Source organism: Thermobacillus sp. ZCTH02-B1 (assembly GCF_002159085.1).
Classification (GTDB): Bacteria; Bacillota; Bacilli; order Paenibacillales; family Paenibacillaceae; genus Thermobacillus.
The window spans coordinates 1-20,129 of record NZ_LZRU01000014.1 but is presented as its reverse complement, the minus strand read 5'-3'; the positions used below and the strand labels follow the sequence as shown (position 1 = coordinate 20,129).

General features: G+C 64.7%; 16 protein-coding genes and 1 pseudogene. 12 read left to right on the top strand and 5 right to left on the bottom strand.

What is annotated here, in order from left to right:
* Positions 1 to 482 precede the first annotated feature (482 nt).
* Positions 483 to 1,748, bottom strand: coding sequence for a hypothetical protein (locus A9Z00_RS07155; protein ID WP_296975491.1), 1,266 nt, complete (start codon positions 1,746 to 1,748; stop codon positions 483 to 485).
* A gap of 300 nt (positions 1,749 to 2,048) precedes the next feature.
* Between A9Z00_RS07155 and A9Z00_RS07150 the strand changes: the two genes are divergently transcribed.
* The 6 genes from A9Z00_RS07150 to A9Z00_RS07125 all read left to right on the top strand — a co-directional run bounded on the left by A9Z00_RS07150 (position 2,049) and on the right by A9Z00_RS07125 (position 11,303).
* Positions 2,049 to 3,413: an extracellular solute-binding protein gene (locus tag A9Z00_RS07150; RefSeq protein ID WP_296975490.1), complete on the top strand. Its 1,365-nt coding sequence runs from the start codon at positions 2,049 to 2,051 to the stop codon at positions 3,411 to 3,413.
* 73 nt (positions 3,414 to 3,486) lie between these two features.
* Positions 3,487 to 4,362, top strand: a complete 876-nt coding sequence (locus A9Z00_RS07145; protein WP_296975489.1) for a carbohydrate ABC transporter permease — start codon at positions 3,487 to 3,489, stop codon at positions 4,360 to 4,362.
* A gap of 15 nt (positions 4,363 to 4,377) precedes the next feature.
* Positions 4,378 to 5,244, top strand: coding sequence for a carbohydrate ABC transporter permease (locus tag A9Z00_RS07140; RefSeq protein ID WP_296975488.1), 867 nt, complete (start codon positions 4,378 to 4,380; stop codon positions 5,242 to 5,244).
* Between the two features lie 31 nt (positions 5,245 to 5,275).
* Positions 5,276 to 7,120: a cache domain-containing sensor histidine kinase gene (locus tag A9Z00_RS07135; protein ID WP_296975487.1), complete on the top strand. Its 1,845-nt coding sequence runs from the start codon at positions 5,276 to 5,278 to the stop codon at positions 7,118 to 7,120.
* Entirely contained in the window at positions 7,111 to 8,736 is a 1,626-nt protein-coding gene (locus tag A9Z00_RS07130; RefSeq protein ID WP_296975486.1) for a response regulator, read from the top strand. The genes A9Z00_RS07135 and A9Z00_RS07130 overlap by 10 nt, the downstream gene beginning before the upstream one ends.
* Positions 8,737 to 8,738: 2 nt before the next feature.
* A complete protein-coding gene (locus A9Z00_RS07125; protein WP_296975492.1) occupies positions 8,739 to 11,303 on the top strand; it encodes a beta-mannosidase in 2,565 nt (854 codons plus the stop codon).
* Between the two features lie 264 nt (positions 11,304 to 11,567).
* On the opposite strand, the gene A9Z00_RS07120 is transcribed toward A9Z00_RS07125, so the two are convergent.
* Both A9Z00_RS07120 and A9Z00_RS07115 read right to left on the bottom strand, forming a co-directional pair.
* Positions 11,568 to 12,581 (bottom strand): sensor histidine kinase, encoded by a 1,014-nt coding sequence (locus A9Z00_RS07120; RefSeq protein WP_367189276.1) that lies wholly within the window; start codon positions 12,579 to 12,581, stop codon positions 11,568 to 11,570.
* 61 nt (positions 12,582 to 12,642) lie between these two features.
* Positions 12,643 to 13,197 (bottom strand): annotated as a pseudogene (locus A9Z00_RS07115) (response regulator transcription factor); the annotation flags it as partial.
* Between the two features lie 180 nt (positions 13,198 to 13,377).
* Between A9Z00_RS07115 and A9Z00_RS07110 the strand changes: the two are divergent.
* The 6 genes from A9Z00_RS07110 (at position 13,378) to A9Z00_RS07085 (ending at position 18,623) form a co-directional block, all read left to right on the top strand.
* Positions 13,378 to 14,295 carry an ABC transporter ATP-binding protein gene (locus A9Z00_RS07110; protein ID WP_296975485.1) on the top strand — a complete coding sequence of 306 codons (918 nt, stop codon included), beginning with the start codon at positions 13,378 to 13,380 and terminating at the stop codon, positions 14,293 to 14,295.
* Between the two features lie 127 nt (positions 14,296 to 14,422).
* Positions 14,423 to 14,707: a hypothetical protein gene (locus A9Z00_RS07105; RefSeq protein ID WP_296975484.1), complete on the top strand. Its 285-nt coding sequence runs from the start codon at positions 14,423 to 14,425 to the stop codon at positions 14,705 to 14,707.
* Between the two features lie 11 nt (positions 14,708 to 14,718).
* Positions 14,719 to 15,450 (top strand): ABC transporter permease, encoded by a 732-nt coding sequence (locus A9Z00_RS07100; RefSeq protein WP_296975483.1) that lies wholly within the window; start codon positions 14,719 to 14,721, stop codon positions 15,448 to 15,450.
* Between the two features lie 238 nt (positions 15,451 to 15,688).
* Positions 15,689 to 16,285, top strand: a complete 597-nt coding sequence (locus tag A9Z00_RS07095) for a TetR/AcrR family transcriptional regulator (protein ID WP_296975482.1) — start codon at positions 15,689 to 15,691, stop codon at positions 16,283 to 16,285.
* 87 nt (positions 16,286 to 16,372) lie between these two features.
* The gene (locus tag A9Z00_RS07090) at positions 16,373 to 17,602 is read left to right on the top strand and encodes an MFS transporter (RefSeq protein WP_296975481.1); all 1,230 of its coding nucleotides are present in this window, start codon (positions 16,373 to 16,375) and stop codon (positions 17,600 to 17,602) included.
* Positions 17,603 to 17,897: 295 nt separating this feature from the next.
* Positions 17,898 to 18,623: a cupin domain-containing protein gene (locus A9Z00_RS07085; RefSeq protein ID WP_296975480.1), complete on the top strand. Its 726-nt coding sequence runs from the start codon at positions 17,898 to 17,900 to the stop codon at positions 18,621 to 18,623.
* On the opposite strand, the gene sfsA is transcribed toward A9Z00_RS07085, so the two are convergent.
* Positions 18,607 to 19,302, bottom strand: a complete 696-nt coding sequence (gene sfsA, locus A9Z00_RS07080; RefSeq protein ID WP_296975479.1) for a DNA/RNA nuclease SfsA — start codon at positions 19,300 to 19,302, stop codon at positions 18,607 to 18,609. The genes A9Z00_RS07085 and sfsA overlap by 17 nt on opposite strands.
* A 141-nt stretch (positions 19,303 to 19,443) precedes the next feature.
* Positions 19,444 to 19,998: an ABC transporter permease gene (locus A9Z00_RS07075; RefSeq protein WP_296975478.1), complete on the bottom strand. Its 555-nt coding sequence runs from the start codon at positions 19,996 to 19,998 to the stop codon at positions 19,444 to 19,446.
* Between the last annotated feature and the right edge of the window lie 131 nt (positions 19,999 to 20,129).

Genomic DNA, 20,129 nt, shown 5'->3' with positions numbered 1-20,129 from the left:
TCTTGTGAACGTCGAGGCCGCAGACGTGAGAGTAAACGACGTCCATACCGAAACACTCCTTGCGGCATGAATTGCGAAGGCTGGTGCAACGACCATCACCTGTCATTCTATCCCGCGTGCTTCCCGTAAGGGAGCGACAATCTGTAGTGCACCGGGTCGTTGGGGTCTGTCTAAGAGTCGGGCTCAAGGCACCAAGATACAACGACCTCGCTTCGCCAGCCGCAAGAGTATTATACGGTGGGCAGACGACCATTTTCATCCTCTGATGGTGCCGCGTTAGCGGCATGGAGGTCTATGAGGAATTGAAGCATGGATGAATGTCCGAATCGATCGTCAGATCCTGAACAGGGGATCAAAAAGAAGCGGGGACGCCTGCAAGGAAAAGGTTCCTTCCGGCGCCCCTTTTTGCATGAACGAAAAAACGGGCGGCTCCGCAGGGAGCGGTTCCGCCCGTTCCGGATCCCCATCCGGCGACTCCGGTCTCAGTAAAACCGGTCTTCCAGCAACAGGTTGGTTTCGTTTTGGTACCAGACGACGTAACGGTCATCCATCCAGCCGAGAAGGATGCCGGTGCCGAGCCTCGTGCCGTCCGACGGTGACGGCTCCCCGTCCGGCAGCGTGCGGCCGTCGACAGCGTCCATGTCGTCCACCGCCGTGCCGGCGCGGCTGTCCTCGAGCAGGATCACCTCGTGATCCTCCGTCTCGATGGCGAGGCGGGACATGTCGGAGGCATAGCGGAACCGGCGCGATTCGGGGACCGTCCGGAATTCGGGCGAGGTTCCGTCCATCTCCAACGTGAACCAGCCCCATCTCCCATCCGTTCTCCGTTCCCCGTCCGTTCCCTCCGGGAAAATCCTTACCCGGGATTCAAACCCGAGCGTCCGGTCATCCAACCATTCGATATACATGTGGGCCAGGAACCCGTCGCTTTTGTTCACGGCGGCGGCTTTCTGCCGCTCGAAAACGACGGATCCGCCGGCCGGATCGACCACCAGGAGGTCCGTGTCGGGGCCAAGGCCGTCCCTGGTCACCAGGACGGCCAGCCGGCCGCCGTCCGGCGAGGCGGACATGCCGTAGATGGCACGGCCTTCGCGGTCCCCGGAGGGCGCCCAGATCCGTTCGGCGACGCCGGTTCCGGCGTCCAGCCGGAAGATTTCGGTGTCGCGGGAAAGATAAAACCACCGGTCTCCGGCAAAAAGCGGCGACAGTCGGAGCGGCAGCATAAACCCGGCCGCTTCATCCCGCGGGGTGAGCAGCGCGCCCTCTTTCTCCCCGCCGCCGGTTGCGACGGTCTGCCGGATGGCGAGGGGAACGTGCTGCCAGCGATCCTCATCGGGAAAATAAAGGCGAAAGCCGTCTTCGACCAGGAAGGCCACGGCATGCCGGTTTGCCGTCCTGTCATGCGCGAGCTGGACCACGTCGGATGCCGGCGCCGGGACCGTCACCCGTTCGCCGGTTTCGGTGTCGTAGATCGAGAGAACGGCGGAAGCCGCGGCTTCATCGCCTTCCCGACCTGCGTTTCCCGATGCGGACGGGGAGGCCGTCAGCGCGTCCGCGGACGTCCCGGGTTCCTGCGGCGATCCCGTCCGGGTTCCCGATGAAGCGCCCGCCGGTTCCGCCGCACCCGGCGCGTGCGATCCGGCCGGAACATCCGAACCCTGTCCGGCCGGACCGGACGATTGCATGTTCGAGCATCCGGCCGCGAGAAGCAAAGCGGCGAGCATCAAACTCCATCTCATGCTTGACATGGGGATCCTCCCAACCTTGATGGAACATTTTTCAAGCAATTAGACGACGGAACCCCCGAATGGTTGCACGCCCGCCGTCCGATCCCGTCCCGGGCCGTTTGAAGGCGGAACGAACGTGCGGTTTCGGGGCATGGCGGATGCCCCCGGACGCGGAGTGTGATGTGACGAGGAGTGTAATTTTTCGGGATAGGAATGAAATTTTGCGCCATTATCCGAGAATAATGCGCTTCCTATAATGAAACTTGTAATGAAACTTGCAAACGCTTCATATCGACATCGAGCTGAACGGAGGGGGATACGATGAAGCGTTCGGGCACAAGGAAATGGCTCGCAATGCTGATGGCCGCCATGCTGCTTGCGCTGACCGCATGCGGCGGAGGCGGCAAGAACAATGGCGGCGCGAACGGCGCCGGCGAAAACGGCGGACAGGCGGGCAACTCGTCCGGCAACGCGGCGTCGGGCGGCGGTTCGAAGGTGGAACTGACGCTGTGGAACATCTGGACGGACCCGTCGGCGGAGCACCAGTCCAGCCTGAAGCAGGTCGAAACGTTCATGGAAGAGCATCCCGACATCGTCATCAAGCAGCAGAACATTCCGCATGACCAATACAAGGTGAAGGTGAAGGCCCAGGCCGCCGGCCGGGAACTGCCCGATCTGATCCAGGTGTGGCCGGGCGCGGAGCTCGCGCCGCTGGTCGAGGGCGGTCTCCTGCAGCCGATCGACGACATCGTCAGCCACTGGGACGGCCTCGTCATCAGCGAGTATCTGAAAGACTACAGCGTGGACGGCAAGGTCTACGCGATTCCGGCCCAGGTCGTGCCGACGCACGTCATCTACTACGACAAGGATCAGCTGGCCGAAGTCGGCTACGAGACGTTCCCGGCCACGTATGAAGAGTTCAAGGCGATGATCCTGAAGCTGAAGGAAAAGGGGCTCATCCCGATCACGCTGGGCAACAAGGGGCAATGGGTCCTGCAATCCTGCTACATCAGCACGATCGGCGACCGGCTGACGGGCAGCGATTTCCTGAACGCGGTGCTGTACACCGGCGAACGGAAGTTCACGGATCCGGAATTCATCCGCGCGCTCGAAATCATCAAGGAGCTGGTCGACATCGGCGCGTTCAACGAGGACTTCAACTCCATTGACAACGACCAGCAGCGCGAATACTTCATCAACGGCGAAGCGGCCATGATGATCGACGGTTCCTGGGGCCTCGGCCCGGTGCTGGACGCCGCTCCCGACAAGAACATCGGCGTGGCGGTCTTCCCGGCGGTCGAAGGCGGCCTCGGCGATCCGAGCGCGGTCTCCGTCGTCTCCGGCATGGGCATCGCGATCAACGCGAACCTGACGGGCGAGAAGCTGGAAGCGGCGAAGACGTTCCTGAAGGGCTTCTACACGGAAGAATACTTCAAGGAAATGCTGAAGGCGTCCATCCTCGTGCCGGCCGAGATCGAGGCGCCCGCGGAAGTCAGCCCGGTGCTGATGGAAGTGAAGGAACTGGCCAGCAAGAAGGTGGCGCCCGTCTACGACGCGACGCTGCCGCCGGAAGTGACGGACGTCATCAACGCCGGCCTGCAGGAGCTGAGCATCGGCCTGGTGACGCCGGAGGAACTGGCCAAGCGACTGCAGGATGCTGTAGACAAACAGAAACAAGCCGCATGATTCATTCCGGATGGAAATCGGGGCGGCCTGGACGCCCCGGTTTTCCATTCCTGCATGCAGGGGAGGAAGGCGGATGCACCTTTATACCCGCAGCAAGGGGCCGTTTCTGGCCGCGCTGGCCCCGGCCGTCATCGTCTATACGCTGTTCGCGATCATCCCGATTTTCGTGTCCTTCTATTACTCGCTGGTGGAATGGAACGGCTTCACGGACATGAAATTCGTCGGGCTGGCGAACTTCGCGGAGGCGTTCGGGGACAAGATTTTCTGGCATTCCTTCGTCAACAACCTGTATGTCGTGGCGGCTTCGGTGTTCGGCCAGGTGCCGATCGCGCTCTTCTTCGCGCTGCTGCTGAACCGGAAGCTCAAGGGAAGCAAATTCTTCCGCACGGTCGGCTTTCTTCCGGTCGTCATCTCCACGGTCGTCGTCTCGCTGGTCTGGGGCATGATCTTCAACGTGAGGCGCGGGCTCATCAACCAGCTCCTGTCGGCGGTCGGGCTGGAGGAACTCAGGCAGAACTGGCTCGGCGATCCCAAACTTGCGATGATCGCGGTCTGCATCACGATCATCTGGCAGTTCATCGGGCTGTACCTGATCATTTTCCTCGCGGCCCTGCAGAACATTCCGGGCGAAATCGACGACGCGGCCCGGATCGACGGTGCGACCGGCCTGAAGCAGACGATCCACATCACCCTGCCGATGATCCGGGATACCCTCGTCGTCGCGGTCATCCTGTGCATCAGCGGGAGCCTCAGGACGTTCGACCTGATCTACGTCATGACGTCCGGCGGTCCCGGTCACGCCACCGAAGTGCTCGCCACCTACATGTTCGACAAGACGTTCTCGTCGACCCGGTACGGTTACGGAAGCGCGATCTCCGTCTGCATTTTCTTCTTCAGCCTTGCGCTCATCGGGCTGTCCAATCTGTTGCTGCGGCGCAGGGCGTTCTGAACGGGAGGTGTTCGCATGGCGGCCCAATCCGCGGATGCCCGGAACCGCGCGGCCAGAAAGCGCAAGTTGGCCTGGCGGACGTTCGTCTATCTGGTGCTCATCCTCTACGCGGCGATCAACGTGTACCCGATCATCTGGATGGCGCTCAATTCGTTCAAGACGAACGCGGAGTTTTCCCGCAATCCCTTCGGGCTTCCGAAGACGTTCCATCTGGACAATTACCGCATCGCCTGGGAGACGGCGAGGCTGGAGGTCTATTTCTTCAACAGCCTGTTCGTGGCCGTCGCGGCCGTGATCCTGACGGTGCTGTTCGGCGCGCTGGCCGCCTTCGTGTTTGCCCGGTTCCCATTCAAATGGGGAAACGGGGTTTACTGGTACTTCGTGCTCGGCATGCTGATTCCGATCCACGCGACGCTGGTGCCGATGTTCATCCAGGAGCGGGAGCTCGGACTGCTGAACACGTACGCGGGCATCATCTTGCCGTACATCGCCTTCAATCTTCCGGTCACCGTGTTTATTCTGACCAGCTTCATGAAATCGTTCTCCAAGGACATCGAAGAGTCGGCCGTCATGGACGGGTGCGGGGTGTTCCGGGTTTTCTGGAAGATCATCCTGCCGATGTCCGGTCCCGCGCTGGCCACGGTGGTCATTCTGAATTTCATCAACAACTGGAACGAATTTTCCTTCGCCCTCGTGCTGATCAACGAGGAATCGCTGAAGACGCTGCCGCTCGGCCTTGCGAATTTCTCCGGCCAGTTCACCACCAACTACGGCGCCCAGATGGCGGGGCTGACGCTGGCCATCCTGCCTGTCATCATCATCTATCTTTTCCTTGAAAAGTATGTGGTCAAGGGGATGACAGCCGGAGCCGTCAAGGGGTAAACTGGTTGGAAAAACGGAGCTGTACGGCAACATGAGGCGGCTGAAGCGTTTCTCCGACTGGCCGATTCAGCGGAAATTTGTGACCATCTTCCTGCTGTTCGTGCTGGCGCCCATTCTGGCATTCAATTTGCACATTTATTCACAGGCCAACCGGGCGGTCCAGATGCAGGCCATCAACAACACGAAGGAGCATCTGGAGGAAATCAACCAGACGATCCTGACGGTGCTGAAGGATATTGAAAGCATTTCCATGTTCCTCATCTACAGCGACGACGTCCGCGCCTATCTGAAGCTGAAGGGTGAGGAAGCGGATCAGACGGCGGTCATACGCCGGTTGGAGGAACAGCTGAACGGGTACACGCTGTATCACCTGACATCGAAGCCGTACCTGCACTCGATGTCGCTGGAGGGGCTGGAGCACAGGTTCCACGTCGGCGTCCATCCGTCGGTCTACGAGACGGCCGAGTCGGCATGGAAGCGGGCAGCGATCGCGCGCAGGGGCGAGAAGCTGTGGACGGGCGTGTACACCGTCCGGGATCCCTGGAACCGCGAGTCCGAAGTCATCAGCCTGTTTCGCGTGATCAACGATTTGAACCGCATCACCGTGCCGATCGGCATGGTCGCGATCCGCCTCGACGTGAGGAAGCTGTATGATTACATCCGGGCCGATTTCGGCGATCTGGCCGAAATGATCGTCATCGACCGGAAGGGCACGATCGTCATGCATCCCGACGCGGGCATGATCGGCCGGCCGCTGAGCGATACGCCGTTGGCCGGGCTGCTCGAGTCCGGTACCGTCGGGCAGACGACGCTGGACTACCGGGAAGGCGGCATTGACTATCACGCGATGGCCGTGCCGGTTGCCGGAACGGATTTCGTCACGATCGGCATGGTCAACGAGACCAGCGTCGCGAAGGGCGTCACGGGCATCCGGCAGTCCATCCCGTGGATGATGGCGGCGCTGACCGGCCTCGGCGTGCTCGCGATGATCGGCATTTACCGCGTCATCATCCGTCGGATCGCGGATCTGATCAAACGCACGTATCAGGTCGAGCGCGGGGATTTCACGGCCCAGGTGCCGGTGACGGCGGGGGACGAGATCGGCGTGCTGGGCAACCGCTTCAACCAGATGGTGCTCCGCCTGAAAAACCTGATCGAGAACGAGTACCAGCTCGAGCTGCGCAACCGCGAGTCCGAGCTCAAATTGCTGCAGAGCCAGATCAATCCCCATTTCCTGTACAACACGCTGGACATGATCCGCTGGACCGCCCGCCTGGAGAAGGCGCCGGAGACGGGCCGGCTGATCGAGCTGCTCTCGCGGATCTTCCGCATCAGCCTGAGCCGCGGCCGGATGTGGATTCCGCTCGGCGAAGAGCTTGCCTATTGCCGGAGCTATCTGGAATTGCAGAAGCACCGGCTGGGCGGCAGCCTCGTCTATTCGCTGCATTGCGAGTACGACGTGGCGGACGTGCCGATTCTGAAAATGACGATCCAGCCGCTGATCGAAAACAGCATCCATCACGGCTTCGGCGATATGAAATCGCTGAAGCGGATCCGGGTGCGGTGTTACCGGGACGGCGACCGGCTGGTCATCGACGTGATGGACAACGGCAAGGGATTTTCGAAGGAGCGGTTCGAGGCGGCGCTGCGGGACGGTTACGCGCTGCGCAATATCCGGGAACGTCTGCGCATCGCCTATGGCGACGAGGCGAGCCTGACGGTTGTGGAGGACGCGGACGCGGCCGGCCAGGGCGCCGCGGGCGGCAGCGGGGGAGCCCGGGTCCGGCTTTCTTTTCCCTTGAGGCCCGCGGGCGACGAAGCCGGCGACGGCGGCGCGGATCGGAAAGACACGGGGGATCAGGCGTCATGGAACTGAATGTGCTGATCGTGGATGACGAGCCAATTGTGTGCAAGGGGCTGAGGGAGACGGTGCCCTGGGATGAATGGGGCGTGCGGATCGTCGGCGAAGCCCATGACGGCGAGGAAGCGCTGGAGATGCTCACCCGTCATGACGTCGATCTCGTGCTGTCGGACATCAGGATGCCCCGCATGGACGGCCTGGAGCTGAGCCGCGAGGTGAGCGGCCGGTATCCCGGCAAGCGGATCGTCATGCTGAGCGGATACGACGACTTCGAGTACGCGCGGCAGGCGCTCCGGCTCGGGGTGAAGGATTATCTGCTGAAGCCGGTCGACATCGGCGAGCTGATGTTCGTCATCCGGAACATCCGCCGGGAATTGGCGGAGGAACGGGCGAAGCGCTGGCGGGCGGCGGCCGTCCGCCTGCTTTCGGCCCTCGCGGTCGGCGAGCGGGCGGACGCGAATCATCCGGATTTGACGTTCGATCCGGACCTGACGTTCCGGCTTGCGGCCTGCCTGATCGAAGGGGAGGTGCCGGCTTCGCCGTCCGCCGAACCCCGCGACGGGGGCGCCGGAGCCTCCGGGGCGGGCGGAGCGGCGGGAGAACGGGCCGTCCGGGTCGAAGAATATCTGGGGGCCGGCGGCATCCTGGCGGCGGCCGTATCCGCCGGACCGAACCGGCTGTTGGCGCTGTGCGCCTTCCGCGGGTCCGGCGGCCCTCGGGATGACAAGGCCGTCTTCCGCCGGATGGTCGACGCGGTCCGGGAACGGCACGGCCTGCGCATGCGGTGCTGTCTGTCGCCGGCCGTTGCGGAACCGGAAGCATTGGAAGAGCTCGGCCGCCGGGTGGTGAAGGGCCTGTCGGCCTGGCCGGTCATGGAAGACGCCGTCTACGAATGGGCGGACATACCGGAGCCCGAACGGTTGAGCGTCGAAGAGGAAGCGGAGGCGTTCAGGCCGCTGATCGAGCAGGGCTGCGACGGCGCCGTCCTGCGCATGACGGCGGACGGACTGATCGCCCGGCTGCGGGAGCGCCGCTACGGCCTGGACGACGCCGCCGACTTCCTGCGGCAGCTGGAGGAGCGGCTGTCCGCCGGCCTGCCCGTCCGGCAGGCGCTGCGATCCGCGGCGCCCGCGGGCGGCGAGAAGGCGTTCCCGCCCGCTTCGTACGGCGAATTGAAGGAACGGTTCGTCCGGGCTCTCGAGCCCTTCGTGATCCGGGAGGAGACGGGCGCCGGCGCGGAGCAGCGGATGCTGGTCGACAAGGCGGTCCGCTTCATGAAGGAGCACTACAACCGGGATCTCAAGGCCGCGATGGTGGCCTGCCGGATCAACGTGTCGCCCAACTATTTCAGCCAGTTGCTCAAGAAGGTGACAGGCAGGCATTTCAACGACCTGCTGCACGAGATCCGCATCGAAAAAGCGAAGGAGCTGCTGGCGGAGACGGAATACCGGATCTTTCAAATCGGGCGGCTGGTCGGCTACAAGGAGTACAAATATTTCGTCCAGACGTTCAAGCGGCTGACGAACGTCTCGCCGTCCCGCTATCGCATGATGGCTTACCAGGCGAGGCGGAACGCCGGGGCGGACGCGCCGGCGGCGCGGGAACGCGGGAACATGGAAGCGGGGGAATGAGCGTGAAGCTGACGGACAATTGGAAGCTGCAATGGTTCGAGCCGGGGGAACGCCCCCCTCTGGAGATCGCTTCGCCCGATTACACCGATTATTTCTGGCTGGATGCGAAGGTGCCGGGGGACGTGCATTCCACCCTGGTCCGCAAGCGGGTGATCGACGATCCGTTCGTCGGCCACAACGACATGAAGTGCCGCTGGGTGGAAGAGAAGGAATGGTGGTACCGGACGAGGTTCAACTGGGATGGTGAACCGGAGGACGGCGAGATCGCCGAGCTCCTGTTCGAGGGGCTCGACACGTTCGCGACCGTCTACCTGAACGGCCTGGAGCTCGGACGCACGGAGAACATGCTCGTGGAGCACCGGTTTGACGTGACCGGGCTGCTGCGGAAGGGCGAGAACGTGCTGGCGGTCCGGTTCGATCCGGTGCACCGGTCGGTGGCGGACAAGGAGAAGCGATACTGGTGCGGATTCGAGAAGGACCGGATCTGGACGCGGAAGGCCGCGATGAACTTCGGCTGGGACTGGGGCCCGCGCCTGGTGACGGTCGGCATCTGGAAGGACGTCCAGGTGCGGACGTGGCGATGCGCGCGGATCTTCTCCGTGTTCCCCCGCACGGTCTCCCTTGCGGAGGACAGGGCCGTCGTGGGGGTGGACGTCGAAATCTGGCGCCGGCCGGGCGGCCGGGAGCCGCTGGCGGTGGAGGTGTGCCTGGCGGAGGACGGCGGCAGATCGTTCTCCGCCGCCGTCCGGCTGGCGGCGGAAGGATGCACGCTTTCCCCCTTCGCCGATCTGCCGCAGCAGAAGGCGTCGCTGGTCCTCGGGGTGGATCGGCCGAAACCGTGGTGGACGCATGATCTCGGCGAACCGTACCTGTACCGGCTGGAGGTGACGCTGAAAAGCGCCGACGGGAGCGTCCTGGACCGGTATGAACAACCCTTCGGCATCCGGGAGCTCGTGTTGGAGGAGAAGCATGAGAGCGGGGAGAACCTGTTCTGCTTCCGCCTGAACGGCGTCCGCCTTTTCGCCAAGGGAGCCAACTGGATTCCCGTGCACAGCTTCATCGGGGCGGCGGAGGATGAACGGTACGAGAAGCTGCTGCTGCTTGCGCGGGACGCCGGGATGAACATGCTGCGCGTCTGGGGCGGCGGCATTTACGAAAAGGATGTGTTCTACCGCGAATGCGACCGGCTGGGCATCCTCGTGTGGCAGGACTTCATGTTCGCCAACGCGCTGTACCCGGATTACAACCGCAATTTCATGGCCAACGTCCGGGACGAGGCGGCCAAGGCGATCCGGCGGCTCCGGAAGCACACCTGCCTCGCCCTCTGGTGCGGCAACAACGAGATCGACTGGCTCTACGAGAAGGAGCTGACGGCGGGCCGCGCCACGGCGCCGATGTACGGGCGGAAGATCTGGCACGAGCTCATCCCGGAGCTGCTGGCCGAACTGGATCCGGCGCGGCCGTACCGGCCCAGCACGCCCTACGGCGGCAGCGATCACAACGCGGAGGACGTCGGCAACCGCCACAACTGGCAGGTCTGGCACGGCAACGTCGAGCCGCGCCGGTTCGGGGAACCCGTGCTGCAGGACATCTCGGTCGAGGGCGTCTCGTTCAAGAACTACAAAAAGGACCGCACGCGCTTCTCCAGCGAATTCGGCATGCACGCATCGTCCAACCGCCACACGCTCAAGCGGTACATTCCGGAAGGCGAGTTCTATTGGAAGAGCGAGGAGATGGCCTACCGCAACAAGGACATCTTCCACGAGAAGGGCCTGCTCCTGATGGAAGGGTATACGGGCGTTCCGCGGGATCTGGACGCGTATATCCGCTATTCCATGCTGACGCAGGCGGAGGGGCTGAAATACGGCATCGAGCATTACCGGCGCCGGAAGCCGTTCACCGCGGGGGCGATCATCTGGCAGCTGAACGACTGCTGGCCGGGCACGAGCTGGTCGCTGGTCGATTACGGCCTGCTGCCCAAGGCGTCGTACTACTACGCGCGCAAATTTTTCGCGCCGGTCCTCGCGACGATCGACCACGATCCCGGCCGGCCGCTCGCGGTCTGGCTGGTCAATGACCGGCGCGAGGCGGTGGAGGACGAGCTGGTGCTGGAAGTCGTCACGTTCGAGGGACGCCTGCTCGGGAGCGAGACGATCCGTGCCGCCGCCGGCCCCAACGAAGCGCGGCTTCTCGCGGAATACGCCGAGGAAGAGCTGCTCGGCGGCGCCGCGCCGGAGGAGGCGGCCGTCCGGCTCCGGTCGCGCGGCGGCCTGTTCCCGGACAACGTGTATTACTTCCGGGACTTCAAGGATCTCCGCCTGCCGCCGGCGCGCCTGACCGTCGAACGCTCGTCCGACCGGCGGACGATCACGGTCACGGCCGACCGGCTGGCGCGCTTCGTCATGCTCGACATCCCGCAGGAGGAAGTCGTCTGCTCGGACAACTTCTTCGACCTGTTCCCGGGCGAGACGCGGACGGTTGAACTGAAGCATCTGGCGGGTCGGGACATCCGGATCGAAGCCATCGCGGTGTCGGCGTTGAACGGGGAGGCGGAGACGGAAGGCTGACGGCCGGCCGCGCCGCCGGGCGGCGGACAATGCCGGCCTCGCCTTGCCTTGCCTTGGCCGGCCGCGCCTTCGTGCGGGAACGGTGCCGACTGTTCCCCGCCGGGGCGGCCGCGGGAGCATGGGTGGCGGAAGGGCCGGATGCCCACCGCCCGGGTGTGGCCGCTCTTCGCAGGGACGATGGTCAGCGCGCCGTTTCCGGTCGGGAGCGGCCCGGTTGCCAGGACGGCAGGCCTTTGACGTTGCCGCCGCGGATCGGCGTCCGGATCAGCTTCCGGCGGCGTGCGCTTCCTCCGCGGGGAATTCCAGTACGGCGGTCAGCCCGCCCCCTTCCGGGCTGTCGAGCAGAAGCCGGCCCCGGTGGGCCTTCAGGATCCGGTCGACCATCGGCAGCCCCAGGCCGTGCCCCTGCCGGGGAGGATGTTTCCGGTTGGACGAATAGGGCAGCTCCGTCAATTCCGCAAGCCGCTCCCGCGGCACGCCGCGTCCGTCGTCCCGCACGACGAGACCGCAGCGGGTCCTGTCTTCGGAGCGGAACGCACCGATGGCGATGCGGCAGCCCTGCGGGTTGTGGTTCACGCTGTTCTGCAGGAGATTGCCGATCGCCCGGAGCAGCAGCTTCCGGTCCCCGGTGATCCACAGGTCTTCTTCGGACGCGTCGAGTTCGATCGCGAACCGCCCGTCCAGACCATCGTTGAGCAGGTCCGCAGCCGCCTGCCGCGCGAGCGACGTCAGCCGGACGCGCTCCCGGCGGAGCGGCTGCATGTCGTATTCCAGCATCGAGACGAGGTTCAGGTCGCTGACGAGGGAGCGCAGCTTCTCGCCCTGGCGCCGGATGACGCCGGCCTGCCGCCGGTGTTCCTCCGGCACTTCCGGGCTCTCCTCCAGCTCGCTCGCGTAGCCGAGAATCATCGAGAGCGGCGTCCGGATGTCGTGGGAGATGCCGGCGATCCAGTTCGAGCGCGCCTCGTCCCGCGCCTTCAGCGCGGCGTTCTTCTCCTGCAGGATCGCCGACGCCGCATTGATGCTGCCGGCCAGATCCCCGAGCAGGCTGCGCTCGTCCAGCCGGACGGGCTCCTCCCGGGCCAGCTTGCGGATGCCCGTGACGAGCGGGCGGATGTTCCGCACCATGCGCAGCCCCATGAGAACGGAAAGCATCAGCGCCACCGCCGCGTTGATGATGAGCAGCAGCCCCAGCCGCCACGGCACCGAGCGCACCCACTCCGCGTCCCAGCTGAACTGGAATTTCCCGTGGCTGTTCTTCGGATACCCCACGACCACGAGCCCGTCTGCATGCTCCCAGATGTAGACCGGATATTCGGCCAGATAGTAGCGCGAAAAACAGCGCGTCGCTCGTGACGATCCGGTTCCGCTCCTCGTGCAGCTTCGCCAGAATGGCGCGCTCCTTCGCGGTCAGCGGCTGCTCCCCCCGCGGGCCTCGCACGATGGCGCCGGCCAGATCGACGAACGCGTCGCCGAGCCGGAACGCCGCCGGCCGCTTCTCCGCGGGAGCGGCGTAGACCCGCTTCAGGATGGCCGCAAGCCGCAGCACCAGCTCCTTCGGCAGGAACGGCTTCACCATGTAGTCGTCCGCGCCGAGCCCGAGACCGAGCAGCCGGTCCTCGTCTTCGCCCCGCGCGGTCAGGAACAGGACGGGCAGATCCGAGAACTGCCGGATCGCGGACAGCAGCGAAAAGCCGTCTCCGTCGGGCAGCATCACATCCAGCACCGCGATGTCCGGCCGGAGCGTCCGGATGAGCGACAGCGCCGCGGCGCAGTCCCCGGCGGTGTGGATGCGGTAGAACCCTTCCTTGCGCAGAAACCGTTCGATCATCGCGGCGATCTCCGGCTCATCGTCGACGATGAGGATTTTCCGGTCCTTCACGTTTTGGTCCATCGTCCGTCCCCCACTTCGGATGCTACAGGTGATTATACATGAAGCACCGGCGGCGCGGGGCGCGGCCGGGACGATTTAAGGCTGCCGTAAGGTGCGCTTCAGGCGGGCGTAAGGCGGGTCTGCTACAGTGGCGGTGGGCATTTTTGACGGATGCATCCGATGAAGGGGTGAAACACGCGCATGAGCGCCGCAATGGTCGTTGAGACCCGGAATTTGACGAAGAAAAACCGCGTCCGCGAGCTGGACCTCGTGGTGAGGGAAGGGGAAATCTACGGCTTCCTCGGGCCGAACGGCGCCGGGAAGACGACGACGCTGAAAATGCTGCTCGGCCTCGTGAAGCCGTCCGCGGGAACGATCCGCATCTTCGGGGAAAGCCTCGGCAAGCGGCGTTCCGCGATCCTGCGGCAGATCGGAGCGCTCATCGAATCGCCTTCCTATTACGGCCACCTGACGGGCCTCGAGAACCTGAGGGTCGTGCAGCGGCTGCGCGGCGTCCCGGACCGCAACGTGGAGGAGGCGCTGCGGATCGTCCGGCTGGAGAAGCACCGCGACAAGAAGGCGGAAGCCTATTCGCTCGGCATGAAGCAGCGGCTCGGCATCGCGATGGCGCTCGTCGCCTTCCCGCGACTGCTCATCCTCGACGAGCCGACGAACGGTCTGGACCCGGCCGGGATGGAGGAGATCCGGGAGCTGATCCGGACGCTGCCCGGCCGCTACGGCATGACGGTGCTGCTGTCCAGCCATCTGCTCGGGGAGATCGAGCAAATCGCGACGTCGGTCGGCATCATCAACGAAGGCCGGATGGTGTTCCAGGGCAGCCTGGACAGCCTGCGCGCCCGGAGCCGGGGCGAGATCCGGATCGCCACCGGCGACAACGACGCCGCGCAATCGCTGCTGCTCGAGCACGGCTACCGCCCCGTGGCGGCCGGCGGCCGGCTCGTGTTCGGCCCCCTCGCGGACCGGGAAGTGGCGGCGATCAACCGGCTGCTCGTGTCCCGGGACATCCCGGTCATCCGGATCGAGGAGCGCAGGCGGAGTCTGGAGGACATGTTTCTCGACCTGACCGGAAGGGAGCGGAGCCTGCAATGCGGGAGCTGAAGCTGGAATTTTACAAGATCCGCCGCAAGAACATCGTTCCCATGCTGCTCTTTCTGCTCGCGGCGGAGATGATGTGGGCCTTCCTGTCCAACCGCATGTCCGTCTCCCGCAATCCGGATCAGGCCGTGTGGGAGTCGATCCTGTTATCGTCCGCAACCAGGCGTTCGCGCTGTGCCTGGGGATGCTCGGCAGCTTCGCGGGGCTGACGGCGGCGCTGTTTCCGGCGGGTGTCCGGCGGCTCCTGATCTGGTCGTACTACCTGGACCTCGCCCCGGTGACTTTCCGGTACGCCGAATCCGCGGGCACGTTCGCGTCGCAGCCCTGGAACGGCGCCGTCGCGGGGGCGGCGCTGGCGGTCGCCTTCGTGTGCTATATCGCCGGCAGCTTTCATGTTGCCCGGCAAGACCTGTGAGGGGTGGAACGATGAAACGGAGTCTGTCGGCCGAATGGCTCAAACTCAGGCATTCCCGGATCGGGCTCGTCCTGGCGGCGCTGCCGGCGGTCAGTGTGCTGATCGGCTGCGCGAACTTCGCGCTCAACCGGGACGTGCTCACGAACGGCTGGTACAGCCTGTGGACGCAGGTCAGCCTGTTTTACGGCGAATTTTTTCTGCCCATTCTCATCGCCATCGTGTGCGCGTACCTGTGCCGGCTGGAGCATCTGAACGGCAACTGGAACCTGGTGCTGTCCGCCCCGGTGCCGGTCGCCGGCATCTTCCTGGCGAAATGGATCACCGCCGCGCTGCTCATCCTGATCGCGCAGGCGCTGTTCATGGCGCTTTACGGCGCCGCGGGCCTGCTGCTCGGGCTGCCGGGGCCGTTCCCGGCGGAGACGGCCGGTTGGGCGCTGCGCGGCTGGTGCGCCGGTCTGACCGTCGGCGCGCTGCAGCTCGGCCTGTCGCTGCGCATCCGCAGCTTCGCCGTGCCCGTCGGGTTCGCGCTGGCGGCGGTGCTCGCCGGCCTCGGGCTGTACGTGGCGAAGCTGGGCCTCTTCTTTCCGCATTCGCTGCTGACCATCGGCATGCGCGTGCTCAGCCAGGAGCCGCCCGACCCGCGGCAGGAGACGCTGTTCTGGACGATGAACGCGGTGTACGCGCTGCTCTTCGCCGCCTGGTCGGTGAGCGGCCTCAAGGTCCGGGACGCCGGGACGGCGTGAGCGGCGGCCCCGCGCGATCCTGCAGGATCGCCGCCGTTCATCCTGACGGATGAGCGTCGATATGGCGTCGGGCTTCACGGAAGGTACGGCCCCGGGGGTTGAAACGGAAGGCGGCGGAATCGCGGCGCCTTCTTTCTTGCCCGGATGCTTGCATGGCGGGCCGGTTTGGTCTATATATTAATTAAACCGAACGGTCGGTTTATTAACGGTCACATGCAAGGAAGGAGCGGACCGGGAAGTGGCCAGGAAAACCGCCGAGGACACCGAACGCACGCGGCAGCAGATCCTGAAAGGCGCCAGGGATCTGTTCATCCGCAGGGGGTACAATGCGACCTCGATGGAGGACATCCGCAAGCACGCGGATGTGAGCAAGGGAAGCATCTATTATCATTTCAAGAGCAAACAGCAGCTGCTCATGGCGATCTGCGAGCAGCGGACGATCGAATGGATCGAAGGCTGGCGGCGGAGAGTGAAGCCGGGCATGACGCCGGTCGAGAAGCTGTACGCGCTTGCCGATTACTGGCAGGAGGACTTCGACGATCCGTTCCTGAAGGTCGTCGACGAGTTCATCACCAGCCACGGCGGCGAACCGGGCACGTTCGAGAAGATGATCGAGCTCGTGCAGATGCAATATCCCGTGATTCAGGCGATCATCGAGGAGGGCATCGCGTCGGGTGAATTCCGGAAGGACGATCCGGCGGAACTCGCGTATATGTTCTCCAGCTTGATGGGCGGGCTCGGCATGGCGTATTACGAGAAGGTGCCCCGCGAGCGGGCGCGGGCGATGTACCGGAAGTCGGCGGAGCTGTTCGTCCGCGGAATCCGAGCGGAATAGCGCGGCGGAACGCCCGCATCCGCCCTTGCATGACCTTAATTAAACTGACCGGTCGGATTAAATAATGATACAAAAGGGGGATGCCCGATGCCCGAACTGTTCCGCAACCGCGTGTTTCTCGTCGTGGCCGGCGCCGATCTGCTGCAGCAGATCGGCATCTGGATCCGGAACATGGCGCTGCTCTACTACGTCATGGAGCAGACGAACAACAATCCCGCGGCCGTCGCCCTGCTGACGGTGTTCGAGTATCTGCCGATCTTCGTGTTCGCGATGATCGGCGGCACGTTCGCGGACCGGTGGAATCCGAAGCGCACCGTCATCGTCGGGGATGCGCTGAGCGCGGTGTCGATCGCGGTCATCTTGGCGCTCGTGACGGGCGGCCGGTGGCAGGCCGCGTTCGCGGCGACGGTCGTGTCCGCCGTCGTCAGCCAGTTCTCGCAGCCGGCCTCGGCGGTGCTGTTCAAGCGGCATGTGCCGGAACGGCACGTCCAGACGGCCGTCGGATTCACCCAGACGATGACGGCCTTGTTCATGATCGGCGGGCCGCCGGTCGGCACCTTCGTCTACACGCGCTTCGGCATCGAGTGGTCGCTCTCGGCGCTCGTCGCCGTGTTCGCCGCGGCTTCGCTCGTGCAGCTGCTGCTGCCGTCCACGCCGCGCGCGCGGGACGGCGGGGAGAAGCCGTCGACGCTGAAGGACCTGCGGGACGGCATCCGCTATGTGGCCGGACACCGCACGCTGAGCATCGCGGCCGTCATGTTCCTGCTCATCGGCCTCGCCGCCGGCATCGTCCATCCGCTCGATGTCTTCGTCGTCATGGAGCGGCTCGGGCTGGAGAAGGAAGCGGTGCAGTGGTTCGCGATGCTCGGGGGAGCGGGGCTTCTGATCGGCGGCGGCCTCGCGGCGGGGCTGTCCGGCCTGATCGACCGCCACCGCAGCCGGATCGTGCCGTGGACGCTCGTCATCTTCGGCGTCTGCACGTTCGTCGAAGTGCTGTCGGTGTGGCCGGTTCTGACGGGCGGCGTCCGGCTGCTGTCGGGCGTGGCGCTCACGTTCCTGCAGGTCGTGCTGGGCGCGCTGATGATCCGGGAGGTGGAGGAGGCCTATGTCGGCCGGACGAACGGGATCATCCTGCCGGTCATGATGGGCGGCCTCGTCACAGGCTCCGCGATCTCCGGGCTGCTCGTCCGGCAGGCGACGCTGTTCGGCGCGTACGGCCTGGCGGCGGCGCTGCTGATCCTGTGCGCGTTGGTCGCTACGCGGATCCGGTACAGGTCGGCGGAGGAGGCGAGCGCCGTGTCCGGCGAATCGGTGTAGGCATTCGCCTCGTACCGGAAGCCGGCGGACAATGCCTGCCGCATCCGGCAAGACGCCGGCTCCGTCCGGGCCCCGGACGCTGATTGCATGCAACGTTCCATTTTGTTTTGATCCAACCCGGCAAATCGGGCAGATACGATGCCATCATGCAGCCTATTGGATCCATTCGGCGAATTCGGCGAACATGTGCTGCATTTTTGCATGCCATCGGAGCACCGCCGTCTCCGCGCACGCCCGCCCAGACCGATGCATACGATGCTTCCAGATCGGTGAACACAAAGGAGTGAGTGCGAGCGTGACCTGGAATCCGTGTCACTGCGGGTCCGGCGCGTCCGGGTACGGCGCTTCGTACCAAGGCGGGTATCATGCGGCTTATCCGGCGTATCCGGCCTATCCTTCCCATCCCGCGTATCCGGCTTATCCGACGACCTATCCGGCGCAACCGGCCTATTCCGCGTATCCGGCGTATCCGGCGACCTATCCGGCGCAGGGCGGCGGCCCGTATGTTCAGGGGCCATCCGGCGAAACGTTGCCGAACGACCGGCAGTTTCAGGATCTGCGGGACTACGGCGGCAATCCCCACGTGATCGACATTTCGGAAGCCGCTGAACAAAACACCGATTTCCGCAGGGCGATCTGGACGGGACGGCATCTGCAGGTGGTGCTGATGAGCATCCCGCCCGGCGCCGACATCGGGCTCGAAGTGCACCCGAACGTCGACCAGTTCATCCGGATCGAGGAAGGGTACGCCCTCGTGCAAATGGGCCCCGCCCGGAACCGGCTGACCTTCGTCCGGCGCGTGTCCGACGACGACGCCATCATGATTCCGGCCGGCACCTGGCACAATGTCACGAACATCGGCCCTCGGCCGCTGAAGCTGTACACGATCTATGCGCCGCCGGAGCACCCGTTCGGCACGGTGCATCGCACGAAGGCCGAGGCGGAGGCCGCCGAACAGGGGCAGCGTTCCGAGACGGAGGATCCGGAACCGGCGGCGTCCGGAATTACAGCAAGCCCGTGACTTCGATCGGTCCGCCGATGACGATCTCGTCCGGCGAGACGACGGATTCGTAGGCGAGCACGCGCACGCCGGCCCGCGCGGCACGCCGCAGCGCTTCGGCGAAACGCGGGTCCAGCTCCCCGTGCGGCTTGAACCGCCGGCACCCCTCCATCTGCACGAGGAATATGGCGAAGGCGGCGTACCCGCTCTCCGCCGCCTTCGCCAGCTCCTCCAGATGCCGCGCGCCGCGTAACGTCGGGGCGTCCGGGAACAGGGCGGTGCCGTCCCGCTCGAGCGTCACCCCTTTGACCTCAATGAACCCTTCCCGGCCATCATCGTCCACGTAGTGAAAATCAAACCGCGATCCGCCGAACACGGCTTCCCCGCGCAGCGACCGGACGGACCCGGGCTCCCCGATCCGACCGGCCAGCAGCGCCTCGCGTACGACCGCGTTCGGCGCCTGCGAGTCGATGTTCACCCATCCTTGTCCGCGCCTTGCGGCGATCAGGGAATAGCGCGTCTTGCGCCCGGCGCTTCCGGCGTCCTCGAGGACGACGGTGTTCCCCGGCACGAGCCAGTCCTGGAGCCTCCCGGTGTTCTTCACGTGCACCTTCTCCACGCGGCCGTCGATTTCGGCCTCGGCGACGAACCGGTTGAGCCTCCGGATGAAAACGCCTTCCCGCACCTTGCCGTACCGCATGTCTTCCCTCCCCGGACGCCATCGTCATCCGGGACCATTATACCCCGAACCCGTCCGGGCCGCATCGGGAAAGCTCCGGACGGCGGCCGGGCTGGCGCGCCGAAACCGCCGCACCGCTCCGCATCCGCCGCGGCGGCCCCGTCACTGCGCCGGGCGCAGCACCGCCGCGCCGAATCCGAGCAGCACCGCCGCGAAGAGCAGCAGGATGCCGAGCGGCAGCGCGATCCTGTCGAGCGACGCTCCGGAGGCGCCCAGCTCCATCGCCTCGATCGCCCATTTCTGCGGGACGAAATTCGCGAGCTTCCGCATGAACGACGGCATGATGTCGATCGGCCAGAAGCAGCCGCCGAGCATGCACGTCGGCGTCATGATCAGCGTGTTGATGATGTTGAGGTTGCGCGTGTTGCGGACAAACCCGGCGACCGCGCTCGCGATGCCCAGCGCGGCCAGGATGAAGCATTCCATGACGACGATCTGCATCCAGGCCGGCACGCCGTAGTCATAACCGAACACGAGGCGGATCAGCGCGGCGATCGCGAGCACCTGCAGCGTGCCGATGAGCACGCTGCCGATGAAATGGCCGGCCGCGATGTCGAAGCTCCGCACCGGCGCCGCGTAGACGCGCTCCATCGTCCGGTTGCGGCGATCCTCGACGACGACGGCGACGCTGTGGTTGATCAGCATCATCAGAAACATGAGGGAGCCATTCCTGTAGTGAATTAATTTAAGGTTTGAAAGAAAAGAGCGCCTCCTGTATGCTGGGTCTCGAATGTTGCGCACATTCACTGCCCTGATAAAAGGAGGACGCTCTAAATGAAGCATAACCC